Genomic DNA, 12,379 nt, shown 5'->3' on the forward strand with positions numbered 1-12,379 from the left:
AAAAAACGGAAATAACAATAAAGTTATTTCCGTTTTTTATTTCCACTAATTCAATCTAATTATCTGCTGTAAACTGTAATTACACCAGTAGTTTTGTCTTTAATTTTTAACTCTTTATTAGTTAAATTCATGATATCGCTTGTTGAACTTACATTACCAACAGTAATCGTTAAATCGTTATGAGATCTTACATAAGTACCTGTAGTTTCTGTTAAAGCACAATCAGACCCATTATAATCCCCCATTACAGCAGTATTACTTAATCTTAGATCTAAATAATCTCCAGGACATCCACTTTGATTTTGCGGTGCATCTACCAAAACTTCCTGTCCATTAATAATTGTCCCTGTTTGGCGCAAGTTATATTTCCCTTGAATTGGAACTATTGTTTCTCCTTCATTGTCATCGTTACTACAAGATGTTGCGAACATTCCCACGCTTAAGGCTAATACGAATAATATACTTCTACTTTTCATGTTGATTTGTTTTTTATTGATTTAATTTAATAATGCTAAATTAAAAGGATATACTTACAAAAAATTTCATGATTTAAAGAATTTTTTACATAAATCGCATTTTAGAGATTTATAAAATTATTTTTAAAAATTGTTACTCACATGGCTTGCCCTTTAAATATTTATTAAACATATAACTTGTTACCGGTCTTAAAGATACATTTGTTTCTGGATGTCTTCCATTACCATTATCATTAAAAAAGTCAACACCATTTGCTGTTTTACCATACCAAACAAAAGCTTCTCCATTTTTCTTGAAACAAGTTGTAGTGTCACAGGCTTTTAATTTTTTAAAATCCAAAAGACTTTCATCAAGTGGGATTATTACTCCAGAACCTGGCTTTGTGCTTGACGAACAATCTACAACTTCATAATGATCATCTGTCCACTGCATACAATGCTTTTTAAAGAAGGCAAAATAAACTACTCCAGCAATGGAACTAAAAATTAAAACTACAACTGCAGCTGTCTTTCCTAATCGCTTTAGGAGATTTTCAAATAAAATCTGCCTAATTCTCCTAAAAAGCTTTTCCCTTTTTCTTTTGGATTGCTGTGGTTTAGATTTATTTGTTTCATCACAATTGCTCTCGATAGGATTTGTTTCAGATTGAGAAGTCTGTGTAATTTCATATTCTTTTATATTAGCACCATAACTGTCTTTTGCTATAAATGGGAGAGGCACGTATGTTTTTTCTTTTTCTGTTTCCTCGTTTTTTAAATTAGTTTTTTTTTCAATTTCGACCTCATCAATAAAACCAATAGAAGAAATTTCAGGCTTGTAATGTTTATTTTTTCTTAGTTCTTCTATCAATTTCAAATTCTGTGGATCAATTTCTTTTCTAAACTTATTAAAAGGTCTAGGTTGAAAATCTACCAAAATTGCTGCTAATTCAACCGTACTAATTTTAGCTGTTTCTCTTTCCGCTTTAAAAAAAGCACCTACCTTTTTAAACTTATCTGTGTATTGCTGTGAAGTATCTACCTCTCTTGGGATAAAATCAGCTTTAAAAAAGTTACGATATACTGCAAGGTCATCAACTGTAGGTTCTGAATTGAAAATTTCCCAGCATAAATCTCTTAAAGCTGCTTGTGAAGGATTGCTTAAGTAATCAGAATATTTTCCTTCATTTTTTTCAACTCTATATTTCTCTCGAATCGCTTCTTTATAGTCACTTTGAATATCATCTTGAGTAATTTTTCTCATAAGCTATTAGGATTTTCAGGATTTATTATCGGTTTTTTCAAGTTTTTATCGGACGTCATCGGAGAATCAGGAAATCCCGGAAATCCGTATCAATACAGGCTCTAAACCGTTGTTACTTTGCTTCAACAAAATTAGTTAACGTTTTGATCTGCAGGTCAAAAACAAATGTACAAAACTAGTTCAATCAACAAGTGCGGAAAACCGTAAAGCGGAGTTTATCCGGGAAGTATAAATAATGTTTTATAGTTCTACGCACTTCACTTCCCAAACAAAATTTGGTATTGCTCCTAACACAAAATCCGGAAAAGTTCCGGCAGGCAATACCCAATGTTTAATCCTTTAATAATTAAAAAAAATGAGAACATTATATCTATTGGGAGCGTGCGCGCTGTTGTCAACTACATTATTTTCTTGTACTGCTGACGAATTCGAAAATGAAACAAAAAAGACTGAGGTAAAAAAAGAGGTAATTCCTAATGGCGGTCAAGCCAGCGATCCACCTCCTCCAGGACCAGATGATGATCCAATTAATGTTAAACCACCAAAAAAATAATAAATTGAAGCCGCAATATTAAATTAATTACTAAATATTGTTAAATTCGGGGAAAGTAACTTTTATGCTGCGTTCCCCGTTTTTTTATGTAGTTATTGTACTCTCTTTTATTTCTTGCAAAGAGAAAACACCTGCATTGATTAAGCCCAATATCTCCAAAAAAACGGCTAAACTTATGCAGGAAAAAGCACTGAATGAACTTGAAAAAAGTAATTACAACAGCTCATTTTATTATTTTAATAAATCAAAAGTAATATTTGAAGCCGCAAAAGACAGCTCGAATATAGTTTTCAACTTACTTCAAATGGCTACCATTCAACAAATAAATGGCGATTATTATGGCAGTAAAGAAACTTTAACCGAAGCATTACCTTTCTTTAAAAAAAACGATGACTATAAAGCTCCAGTTGATAATCTTTTTGGTATTGCAGACAAAGAACTTTCACTTTATGATGATGCCGTATTTTATTACAATGAAGCTTTAAAAGATGCTAAAGACGAGGCATCAAGACAATCTCCGTTAAACAATATAGCCGTTATTTACATTAAGCAGAAAAAATACGATAAGGCGATTAAAATTTTAGAATCCATTTTAGACACAAAAGCACTTGATGAATTTGTAAAAAGTAAATCGAGAGTTATGGACAATCTTGGATTTGCTTATTTTAAAAAAGGAATTAAGGATAAAAGTCTTCAGTTTCTAAATGAAGCATTAAAATTAAGAATACAAGCCGATGACTCTTATGGAAGTATTGGAAGCTATCTTCATCTGGCAGAATTTTACTCAGAAACCAATCTCCAAAAATCAAATAAATATGCTGAACAGGCCTATCAAACAGCCAGCAAATTAAACAGCGTAGATGAACGTCTAAAGTCCCTCGCAATTTTAATTTCTAATGGATCAGGTACAATATATTCAAAAAAATATATAGCAATAAACGACAGCATCACAAATATCCGCAACAACTTTAAAAACAAATTCGCAAAAATTAAATACGATTCTAAAAAGGAAAAAGATGAAAACCAAAAACTTCGACTAGAAAAAGCTGAAAATTTAGTAGCACTGAAAGAAGCCGAAAAGGATAAAGTAATCTTATTTGCCACCATAATTGCCACTTTAATTTCTCTTGTGTCTTTAGGTCTTTATCTAAGAAAACGTTACAAACACAAAACTCGGCTTGTTGCTATAAAAACAGCATACAACACCGAAACCCGAATTGCCAAAGACATTCATGACGGATTAGCAAATGATGTTTTTCATGCGATAACATATACACAAACTCAGCCTTTAACCAACGACAATAACAAAGAAAACCTGTTACAAAAACTCGATGATATTTATTCACGAGTACGCGGAATTTCACGTGAAAATAATGATATCAATACTGGCCCCAATTATCCAAATTATTTAAAGGAAATGCTTTCTACTTATAATAGTACTCAAACAAACGTTATTATTAATAGCATCGAAAAAATAAATTGGGATTCGGTTGAAGATTTAAAAAAGATTGCCATTCAGCGTGTATTGCATGAATTAATGGTTAATATGAAAAAACACAGCGAAGCTTCTATCGTTGTTATAAAATTTGAAAGCAGTTCAAATACCTTATTTATAAATTACTCGGATAATGGAAAAGGCTGCGAAAAATCAAAAATTATCAAAAATGGTCTGCAAAATATGGAAATCCGTATTCTAACCATAAAGGGAACTATTACTTTTGAAACTGAACCAGATAAAGGTTTTAAAGTAAAAATAACAATGCCTAAATAAAAGCCTATGTTTAAAAAAGTAATAATTGCTGAAGATATCGATGCAATGAATTTAGGAATTCAACAAGTTTTAAAAGATTTAAATATTGTCAATTTTCAACATTCCAGATTTTGCGATGATGCATTTCTAAAAATACGCGCTGCAATTCAGCAAAATGAACCTTATGATTTATTAATCAGCGATCTTTCTTTTAAAACAGATCATCGCAAATCTGACATTACCAGTGGAGACGAACTGGTTCAAAAAGTTCGAGAACTGCAGCCGGATATTAAAATCATTGCTTACTCAGTAGAAGATAAAAGTTACCGTATCAAATCACTTTTTGAAGATGCCGAAATAGATGCTTTTGTATTAAAAGGTTTAAATAGTATCGAAGAGTTAAAAAAAGCGATTAGTATTATTTCGACTTCAGATCAAAAATTTATTTCTCCGGAAGTTGCTTCGGCATTACTGGAAAAAAACAATTTCGAAATTGACGATGTCGATATTAAAATCCTAAAATATTTATCAGCCGGAACGTCGCAGGATGAAATTATCGAAATTTTTAAAAACAGCGATGTAAAACCAAACAGTAAAAGTGCCATGGAAAAAAGATTAGCAAAACTCAAAGACTTTTTTAAAGCCAATAATACCGTTCATTTGGTTTCGATTACAAAAGATATGGGAATTATTTAAACTCCCAATTACTTCATTTTCAAAGCTCCTTCGGGAGCTTTTTTTATTCCTGAAATTTAAAATTTTCAGATTATGGTTTTCCGTAATATACTGGTTTTGATTGGTTTTACTTTTGAATTATTAATCATTTAAAATTAAAATTATGAAAAAATTAATCGTTTTATGTAGTTTATTCTTCCTTGTTCTTGGAGGAAGTATTGAAGCCCAAAGTGGTCATTACAAAGGAGGAAAAGGTAGTTCTCATAAAGGAGGAAAATATAAAAATTCAACTACCAAAAACCACTATAAAAAAAGAAAATAATATTTCTGACTTCAATTGACATGAAACAAAGGGAAAGGTCAAAAGAAGTTTCTGAGTAATAAAAAACTTTAATTAACTAAACCTAAAAATCATGGGATTTCGATTTCAAAAAAGAATAAAATTTGGAGGAGGACTTGGTTTAAATATCAGCAAATCTGGAATTTCTCCAAGTTATAGAACCAAAATGGGCACATTTAGTAAAAATGGCTATTCAACAAAAACAGGTATTCCTGGCATTCGATATCAAAACAGCGGTTGCCTTGTATTCTTTGTCTTTTCAGGACTTCTTACATTTTTAATTTATCATCTAAAATAATATCAACCATGAAACTTAAAAACATTACAACACTTCTATTTTCACTTTTGGCAGCTGTAGTATTCGCCATTTCTTGTTCAGATTCAGCCGATTCAGGAGAAACAAGTTCAAATTCTGGTTCGAACTCAAACTGTCCAACAAAAACCTGCGGTGATTTCGCAACTAGGGCGCAGGCACAAGCAGCATATAATAGTAATAAAAGTTGTTACAAAAATCTAGATGCAGATGGAGACGGAATTGCATGTGAAAATCTAAAATAAACAAACCTAAAAACCATGATAACACTAGAATTAAAAAGTCATTTTTTAAGATTATATCAAATGGCATTATCTGATGATCAATTTGATGTATTAGAACTTCAAATGCTGTATCACTTTGCAGATGAAAGAGGAATTCCTAAAGAGGAACTTGATAAACTTTTTCAGAATCCAATAAATACAGAATTCATTGTTCCCGAAGCTTTACATACAAAAATTGAATATCTGTATGATCTTACCAGAATTATTTGGGCTGATGGAAAAATAACCGACGACGAATTAAATATGCTGAGAAAGTATTGTCGGAAATTTGATTTTGTCGAAGAAAACATCAATGATTTATCTGATTATCTTATTGATTGTGTTCAGAAAAACATTGGTAAAGAAGAAATTATTAGTCAACTAAACACTTAATTTATGAAACCACTTGCCCAATTATTTAGTTTAAAAAAATCTGAAGATTCTTCTTTTAAAGTTTTAGAAGAAAATGAAGAAGACAGAGAACAAATCAGAATTACGTATTATCAAAGCGGTTTTGCTGCATCCGTTAAAGCAACCGGAAAACCAATTGTTTTAAAAGCATGCCTGCAAAATTTGTATATGAGTTTTGAAGACCAATGCCGAAAACAAAAAATGGAACAGGACAAACTGAAACAGCCTTATCGCGAAGAACAGGAAAAAAACAGAACTGAACTTAAAAAATCTGAAGCTGCTATTGGTATATATGAGAAAAAAGAGCAGGATATCAACGATAATATCGACCAGATAAAAAACGAAATTATCGAAGTAAAAAGAAATCCCGACAAATACGGAATCGAAGAAGGAAAAGGTCTAAAAGCACAGTTTTATATTGGTTTGATTCTCTTGCTGCCCATTACACTTTATGTTTTGGTGTTTTATATTTCGGCTTCTTACTCTGCTTTTTTCAAAGAATTTTCAAATGACAGTTTAACCGCTGCCATTTTTGATGCCGATGCTTTTACAAATGCTTTTAAAGCTAGCTGGCTGGAAGGAGTTTTAGTTACCACTATTCCGTTTGTTTTTATGGGGTTAGGCTATGTTATTCATATGGTTCAAAAAGGAAAAGGACTTAAAAACATTTTTAGACTCATTTCACTTTTTGCTATTACATTCTTATTCGATTCCCTTTTGGCTTACATCATTGAGAAAAAAATATATGAGTTTAATAAAACAACCGAATCTTCACCATATAATTTAAACATCGCTCTTGGCGAACCAGAATTCTGGATGATCATATTTGCCGGTTTTGTCGTGTATATAATCTGGGGACTTGTGTTTGATTTCGTAATGAAAGAATTTGAAAACATCGATAAAATACGAGCATTCATAAGAGGCAAAAAAGAAAATTTACTAAATCTGGAAAAACTGAAAACAGAATACGCCAATAAAATCAATGATTTTAAACAGCAGATTGTTACTATAAACGGAAAAATCTCTGAGCTTCAATCTAAAATTGATGGTTTTGTTTTTCCTGTAAAAGAGTATTTACACTATCATCATCAGTATAAAGAAGGCTGGTTTCAGGCAATTGGCACCGAATTAGCTTTACCATACAAAGAGAAAGAAGAACTTTTACAAAGCTGTGAACTTTACTCAGAAGAACATTTAAGTAAACTAAACTTAGTTGATCCGGATTTCCAACATTTAGTATATTCTAAAAACTAGTGCTATGAAAAAAATTATACTAAGAATCTCAATGTCTTTATTATTGATTGTATTTTTTTCGTGCAAGGAAGATCCTAAGAACGAAGAAAAAGAAACAACCGTTAAAAGCTCTGTTTCAGAAAACTATAATATCAGCATTCTAATCGATTTATCAGATCGAATAAGTCTCAAAAAAAATCCAAATTCAACTATGGAAATCTATCAAAGAGATTTAGGATATATCAAATCGGTTTCAGAAGCTTTTACACAGCATTTAAAATCAAAAAGAATGAGGCAGATTGACGACAAAATGCAGTTATTCTTTAACCCTGAACCAGAAAACTCTCAAATTAATTCTATTTCAAAAGAATTAAGAATTTCAGTTGATAAAGACAATGCTTCTAAAAAATTATTAAATTCTATAAACGATACCTATTCTTCAAAAACGGCATCAATTTATGAATCAGCAATTAAAGATGATAAATATATTGGTTCAGATATCTGGAACTTTTTTGACAGTAAAGTTCAAGATCAATGCATAGATAAAGATTACAGAAATATTCTCGTTATTTTGACTGATGGATATATATTTTATGATGGAAACCAAATCAAAGAAGGAAATTTATCCAACTATTTAACTCCGCAATTAATTAAGCAGAATGGCTTAAATACGAACGAATGGCAGAAAAAATTTGATAAAGGAAATTTTGGTTTCACTAAAATCAATGCAGATTTATCGAATCTTGAAGTTTTAGTTTTAGGAATAAATCCAAGTAAAAATAATCCGTTTGAAGAAAAAGTTATAAAAGCATATTGGACCAAATGGCTTTCTGAAATGAATATTAAACATTTTGAAATTAAAAATGCCGATCTGCCTTCTAATATGGATAAAATAATAAATGATTTCATCTTAGAAAAAGAATAAAAAACAAAACCTATTGGTTTAAAGAGGAACTTCGCTGTCCTCTTTTTTCCGTTTAAATCTATTCCTGAAAAAACTTATTTCAAAACTTTCACACATTACGGTTTTCCATAATACACTGGTTTTTATTGGTTTTACATTTGAAAAAATAATTTAACTAAATAAAAATCATGGAATACAAAGTAGTGCCATTTGTGGCTTCAATCGATCCCAAGAAGGGAACATCAGATCATGTAGCAGAACAGCTTGAAAGTTTAATAAAAAATTACACAAATCAAGGATGGGAATATGTTCGTTTAGAAGGAGTATCCACTTATGTTTATCCTCAAACCGGATGTTTTGGAGGAAACAAGCCTGGTTATACTACAGTTAGACAAATGGTTGTTTTTCAAAGAAAATGAAATATTTAATATTATTATTAATAAAAATGTATTGGAAAACTATTCCTCCTTCAAAAAGAAGAAAATGCATTTTTAGAAAATCTTGCTCTAATTACGTTTTTGAAACAGCTGAGAAAGAAGGTTTCATATGTGGATTAAAAGCATTCTGGTTCCGATACCAAAATTGCAGAACTGGTTTTCAAGTCTTTAAAAACCCAATTGATAATAATATTCAAATGATTCTTCCCTCTCAAGTAATTATTGATAGGGAAGAAATTGCTGAAAGATTAATTTAATAAAAGGTATAGAAATCCCGTATAAGTACTCATTTTAAAGAACTTAATTCTAATTAGATTTATCGCTGCTAACCAAATACCACAAGCGCCTATGAAAAAAAACTACTTCATCTTACTGCTGCTTTTTATATTTTATTCCTGCGAAAAAGCATCTGCTCCGCCCCCAGCCCAGATAAATACTTTTTACCAATCAGCAATTACAGCAGATGACCGTAAAACGATTACGCCGGAAGAAGCCAAAACGTATCATGTAAATAACACTTACAAGTACGAATACCGAACCGGAAATCCCGGAAATTATAAATACAATTATGATGTAAAAGGAATAAACATCAAAGGTGATTCGGTTTTTGGCAATATAAATGTTCAGGGAAAATACGGCGCCGGAATTTTAATTGGCGACACCGTTGCCGAGATTGAAATTAATACCGAATGGATTTCATACGGAAAATTAAAAGCTCTCGATAAAAAAGGAAACGAATACAATTTAATTGTAAAATAAAAAACAATCTCATGAAATACACTTTACTCTTACTTTTTGTTTTTACCGTATCTTTTACTCCGCCGCCAGCCAGCGTATTTATCTGCGGATCGACCGGAGCAAAAAAATATCATCTAAAAGAAAACTGCCGGGGTTTATCGAGCTGTCGCAGCGAAATAGTAAAAACATCGCTTAAACAAGCTCAGGGGCTTGGTTTAACATTATGCGGATGGGAAGATTAATTATCTTCCCATTTTTATATTTAATTATTTGATAATAATGACTTTACAATAAATTCACATTGGTTTTATTAATTTGATATAAAACTAATCGTTATGAAATTCTTTAATCTAAAATTCCTGGTATCATTCAAAGAATGGCTTTTTTTAAGAGCTATGCAATCTTCTTTCCTACACTAATAAGCCATTAAAAATAAAGGAAAGTACTATTGAATGAATAAAATTGAAAACTCATTTTTGAACAAAAACCAATTTGGTGAAGACTTCTTGTGGGGTGTTTCTACCGCCGCTTTCCAAATTGAAGGAGCACATGATTCTGATGGAAAAGGTTCTTCTATTTGGGACGTTTTTACTTCTCAAAAAGGAAAAATAAAAAACGGACATCATGCCCTGACTGCCTGCGATTTCTATAACTCGTACCAAAATGATATAGACTTGATTCGGGAATTGAATATTCCGAATTTTAGGTTCTCTATCAGCTGGCCCCGAATTATGCCAACCGGAGTTCATCCGGTAAATCAGGCAGGAATTGATTATTACAATAAAATTATAGACTCTCTGCTGGCATCCGGAATCGAACCCTGGATAACACTTTACCACTGGGATTTACCGCACGCTCTAGAAGTAAAAGGAGGCTGGACTAACCGTGAATCGGTTAACTGGTTTTCAGAATATGTAGAAGTTTGTGTGCAGTATTTTGGCGATCGTGTCAAAAACTGGATGGTAATTAATGAACCATCTGTTTTTACCGGAGCAGGTTATTTCTTAGGAATTCACGCTCCTGGAAAAAAAGGAATCACCAACTATCTAAAGGCGATGCATCACGTTACTTTAGCGACAGCTGCCGGCGCCAGGATATTACGAAACAAGGTTCCAGAAGCAAACATAGGAACGACTTTTTCATGTACGCATATTGAACCGGCAACAGAAAGCGCGAAAGATGTTGAAGCCGCAAAACGTGTCGATACTTTACTCAACAGAACATTTATCGAACCTATTTTAGGATTAGGCTATCCGCAAAAAGATCTTCCTGTACTTAAAAAACTCAACAATTATATTTTAGAAGACGATTTAAACAATCTCGATTTCGACTTTGATTTTATCGGATTACAGTGTTATACCCGCGAAGTTGTAAAATCTTCTATCCTGACTCCCTACATTGGTGCCGAATTAGTAAGCGCCGAAAAAAGAAATGTAATTTCTACCGAAATGGGCTGGGAAGTTTATCCTCCCGCATTGTACCATGTTCTGGAGAAATTCAATAAATACGACAAAATCAAAAAAATCATTATTACCGAAAATGGCGCAGCTTTTCCTGATACGGTTACAAACGGAAAAGTATTCGACATTAAACGAACACATTATATTCAGGACCATTTAGAACAAATCTTAAAGGCCAAAAAAAATGGTTTAAATGTAGAAGGCTATTTTGTGTGGAGTTTAACAGATAACTTCGAATGGGCCGAAGGCTACAACGCCCGTTTCGGACTAATTCATGTCGATTTCGAAACTCAAAAAAGAACCATTAAAAACTCAGGATTATGGTTTAAAGATTTTTTATCTTAAACTCTGTCAATAAAATATTTCATTTTATCGAAAATCAAAAAATCCCGCTGTTCATAGGCGGGATTTTTTTGTTTTAAGACAGCATGTTTCGTTTATGAAATAAAGTAAATATAAAATTAAAAAAAGGCTCAAAACACCAGTAAAACTGCCGTTTTCATTAGGTTTTTCGGTGTTTTTTTCTTATCTTTATTATGTAAATAACAATAAATACATGCCGAAATTTTACTTCAAAAAATTATTCTTTTTATCTCTTCAAGCATTTTATTTTTTAAAATACCTTCGAATTTCATTTCGAAATTATTTCTTCTAATCTTTCGTCTGCGTAAAATACAAATACGCAGAAAACATCGGGACAAACTCTGTCCGCAATTGTAATTATTTTACAGAAATCTATTTTCTGAGCTTTTTTTTTAGAAAACAGATTTTAAAATTTCCCGCAAAGACTTCCTTTTTTAGGAATCTCTTTCGAGTCTTCATTTTCATTTTTCACCAAAACATTTTTTCTATATGCCAATATTTCCTGCTTCTGAAATTAACTTCTTATCGCCCTCTTTAATTTTTACTTCAATTCTGTATTATTTCTGCATTTTTTAATCGTTCGCACCCAACTTTTAGCGGACTTATTTCATCTATATAATATAGAGATTTATTTAAGCTTAAATACCATTTAATAATTTAAACTAGACTTTGTATCCTTTTTTGCGGGAATTTCCGGGAATCCCGGGAAAACGCGGGAATTCTGGGAATCCCTTGCCTGTAAAGGCCTGAAACCGCCTTTACTTTGCACCAAGAAATTAGTTCAAGTTTTGTCTGCAGACTAAAACAATCGTTAAAACTAGTTCTAATTAAGAGTGTAAAAACTGTAAGACCGAGTTTATTCGGGAAGTATAAATAACGTCTTACTGTTCTGCACACTGCACTTCCCAAAACCAAATTGGTATTGTCACAAAAGCCTCTGGGTCATTCCGGACAGCAATACCTATGTCTAATTTCTTAAAATAAATCAAAATGAAAAAACTAATACTATTTATCGCTTTTGCGTTATTGTTCACGATATTTTCTTGTACTCCTGATGAGTATGAGACTACAACAAAGAAAATTGAAAAAGTTGGTACACCATCGGCTTACGAGCCCAATGGTCCTGGTGATACTCCAGGTGGAGCACCGCCTCCACCTCCACCAGCTCCATGATAAAAAAATATTTTTAGTATCAAATTAATTACTATTTTCGGGGAAAG

At 31.9% G+C, this 12,379-nt stretch carries 17 protein-coding genes; 15 read left to right on the top strand and 2 right to left on the bottom strand.

Annotated elements, in window-relative coordinates:
* Positions 1–59: 59 nt before the first annotated feature.
* Positions 60–476 (bottom strand): lipocalin family protein, encoded by a 417-nt coding sequence (locus tag PQ462_RS17885; RefSeq protein WP_012026808.1) that lies wholly within the window; start codon positions 474–476, stop codon positions 60–62.
* A gap of 133 nt (positions 477–609) precedes the next feature.
* The gene (locus PQ462_RS17890; RefSeq protein WP_274251030.1) at positions 610–1,719 is read right to left on the bottom strand and encodes a hypothetical protein; all 1,110 of its coding nucleotides are present in this window, start codon (positions 1,717–1,719) and stop codon (positions 610–612) included.
* Between the two features lie 355 nt (positions 1,720–2,074).
* On the opposite strand from PQ462_RS17890, the gene PQ462_RS17895 reads away from it, so the two are divergent.
* From PQ462_RS17895 to PQ462_RS17965, 15 genes are all read left to right on the top strand, one after another.
* Complete coding sequence (locus PQ462_RS17895) at positions 2,075–2,272, top strand: hypothetical protein (protein WP_044048132.1); 198 nt, start codon at positions 2,075–2,077, stop codon at positions 2,270–2,272.
* 175 nt (positions 2,273–2,447) lie between these two features.
* Positions 2,448–4,043: a tetratricopeptide repeat-containing sensor histidine kinase gene (locus PQ462_RS17900; RefSeq protein WP_337992965.1), complete on the top strand. Its 1,596-nt coding sequence runs from the start codon at positions 2,448–2,450 to the stop codon at positions 4,041–4,043.
* A 6-nt stretch (positions 4,044–4,049) separates the two neighbouring features.
* Complete coding sequence (locus PQ462_RS17905) at positions 4,050–4,718, top strand: response regulator transcription factor (RefSeq protein WP_121360433.1); 669 nt, start codon at positions 4,050–4,052, stop codon at positions 4,716–4,718.
* Positions 4,719–4,860: 142 nt separating this feature from the next.
* Positions 4,861–5,019: a hypothetical protein gene (locus PQ462_RS17910; RefSeq protein ID WP_187775497.1), complete on the top strand. Its 159-nt coding sequence runs from the start codon at positions 4,861–4,863 to the stop codon at positions 5,017–5,019.
* A gap of 91 nt (positions 5,020–5,110) precedes the next feature.
* On the top strand, positions 5,111–5,335 hold the full coding sequence (locus tag PQ462_RS17915; RefSeq protein WP_274251032.1) for a DUF4236 domain-containing protein: 225 nt from the start codon (positions 5,111–5,113) through the stop codon (positions 5,333–5,335).
* A gap of 8 nt (positions 5,336–5,343) precedes the next feature.
* Positions 5,344–5,595 carry an excalibur calcium-binding domain-containing protein gene (locus PQ462_RS17920; RefSeq protein WP_274251033.1) on the top strand — a complete coding sequence of 84 codons (252 nt, stop codon included), beginning with the start codon at positions 5,344–5,346 and terminating at the stop codon, positions 5,593–5,595.
* Between the two features lie 15 nt (positions 5,596–5,610).
* A complete protein-coding gene (locus PQ462_RS17925; RefSeq protein WP_274251034.1) occupies positions 5,611–6,006 on the top strand; it encodes a tellurite resistance TerB family protein in 396 nt (131 codons plus the stop codon).
* Positions 6,007–6,009: 3 nt separating this feature from the next.
* Positions 6,010–7,278 (top strand): ABC transporter permease, encoded by a 1,269-nt coding sequence (locus PQ462_RS17930; RefSeq protein WP_274251035.1) that lies wholly within the window; start codon positions 6,010–6,012, stop codon positions 7,276–7,278.
* 4 nt (positions 7,279–7,282) lie between these two features.
* Positions 7,283–8,182, top strand: coding sequence for a hypothetical protein (locus PQ462_RS17935; RefSeq protein WP_274251036.1), 900 nt, complete (start codon positions 7,283–7,285; stop codon positions 8,180–8,182).
* A gap of 167 nt (positions 8,183–8,349) precedes the next feature.
* Positions 8,350–8,580, top strand: coding sequence for a hypothetical protein (locus tag PQ462_RS17940; protein WP_274251037.1), 231 nt, complete (start codon positions 8,350–8,352; stop codon positions 8,578–8,580).
* On the top strand, positions 8,577–8,855 hold the full coding sequence (yidD, locus tag PQ462_RS17945; protein ID WP_274251038.1) for a membrane protein insertion efficiency factor YidD: 279 nt from the start codon (positions 8,577–8,579) through the stop codon (positions 8,853–8,855). Before PQ462_RS17940 ends, yidD begins: the two co-directional genes overlap by 4 nt.
* Before the next feature lie 91 nt (positions 8,856–8,946).
* Complete coding sequence (locus PQ462_RS17950) at positions 8,947–9,357, top strand: hypothetical protein (protein ID WP_274251039.1); 411 nt, start codon at positions 8,947–8,949, stop codon at positions 9,355–9,357.
* Positions 9,358–9,368: 11 nt separating this feature from the next.
* Complete coding sequence (locus PQ462_RS17955) at positions 9,369–9,578, top strand: hypothetical protein (protein ID WP_012026821.1); 210 nt, start codon at positions 9,369–9,371, stop codon at positions 9,576–9,578.
* 210 nt (positions 9,579–9,788) lie between these two features.
* Entirely contained in the window at positions 9,789–11,141 is a 1,353-nt protein-coding gene (locus PQ462_RS17960) for a GH1 family beta-glucosidase (RefSeq protein WP_274251040.1), read from the top strand.
* 1,044 nt (positions 11,142–12,185) lie between these two features.
* Positions 12,186–12,332 carry a hypothetical protein gene (locus PQ462_RS17965; protein ID WP_274251041.1) on the top strand — a complete coding sequence of 49 codons (147 nt, stop codon included), beginning with the start codon at positions 12,186–12,188 and terminating at the stop codon, positions 12,330–12,332.
* The last annotated feature ends 47 nt before the right edge of the window (positions 12,333–12,379 follow it).

The organism is Flavobacterium sp. KACC 22758, assembly GCF_028736135.1.
Taxonomy (GTDB): Bacteria; Bacteroidota; Bacteroidia; order Flavobacteriales; family Flavobacteriaceae; genus Flavobacterium; species Flavobacterium johnsoniae.

Bases quoted from the DNA above. Each gene is read 5' to 3' on its own strand.
- PQ462_RS17930 (WP_274251035.1), top strand. From the start codon at position 6,010: ATGAAACCACTTGCCCAATTATTTAGTTTAAAAAAATCTGAAGATTCT.
- PQ462_RS17940 (WP_274251037.1), top strand. From the start codon at position 8,350: ATGGAATACAAAGTAGTGCCATTTGTGGCTTCAATCGATCCCAAGAAG.
- PQ462_RS17900 (WP_337992965.1), top strand. From the start codon at position 2,448: ATGCAGGAAAAAGCACTGAATGAACTTGAAAAAAGTAATTACAACAGC.
- PQ462_RS17915 (WP_274251032.1), top strand. From the start codon at position 5,111: ATGGGATTTCGATTTCAAAAAAGAATAAAATTTGGAGGAGGACTTGGT.
- PQ462_RS17925 (WP_274251034.1), top strand. From the start codon at position 5,611: ATGATAACACTAGAATTAAAAAGTCATTTTTTAAGATTATATCAAATG.
- PQ462_RS17950 (WP_274251039.1), top strand. From the start codon at position 8,947: ATGAAAAAAAACTACTTCATCTTACTGCTGCTTTTTATATTTTATTCC.
- PQ462_RS17920 (WP_274251033.1), top strand. From the start codon at position 5,344: ATGAAACTTAAAAACATTACAACACTTCTATTTTCACTTTTGGCAGCT.
- PQ462_RS17955 (WP_012026821.1), top strand. From the start codon at position 9,369: ATGAAATACACTTTACTCTTACTTTTTGTTTTTACCGTATCTTTTACT.
- PQ462_RS17885 (WP_012026808.1), bottom strand. From the start codon at position 476: ATGAAAAGTAGAAGTATATTATTCGTATTAGCCTTAAGCGTGGGAATG.
- PQ462_RS17895 (WP_044048132.1), top strand. From the start codon at position 2,075: ATGAGAACATTATATCTATTGGGAGCGTGCGCGCTGTTGTCAACTACA.
- PQ462_RS17890 (WP_274251030.1), bottom strand. From the start codon at position 1,719: ATGAGAAAAATTACTCAAGATGATATTCAAAGTGACTATAAAGAAGCG.
- yidD (WP_274251038.1), top strand. From the start codon at position 8,577: ATGAAATATTTAATATTATTATTAATAAAAATGTATTGGAAAACTATT.
- PQ462_RS17935 (WP_274251036.1), top strand. From the start codon at position 7,283: ATGAAAAAAATTATACTAAGAATCTCAATGTCTTTATTATTGATTGTA.
- PQ462_RS17905 (WP_121360433.1), top strand. From the start codon at position 4,050: ATGTTTAAAAAAGTAATAATTGCTGAAGATATCGATGCAATGAATTTA.
- PQ462_RS17910 (WP_187775497.1), top strand. From the start codon at position 4,861: ATGAAAAAATTAATCGTTTTATGTAGTTTATTCTTCCTTGTTCTTGGA.
- PQ462_RS17960 (WP_274251040.1), top strand. From the start codon at position 9,789: ATGAATAAAATTGAAAACTCATTTTTGAACAAAAACCAATTTGGTGAA.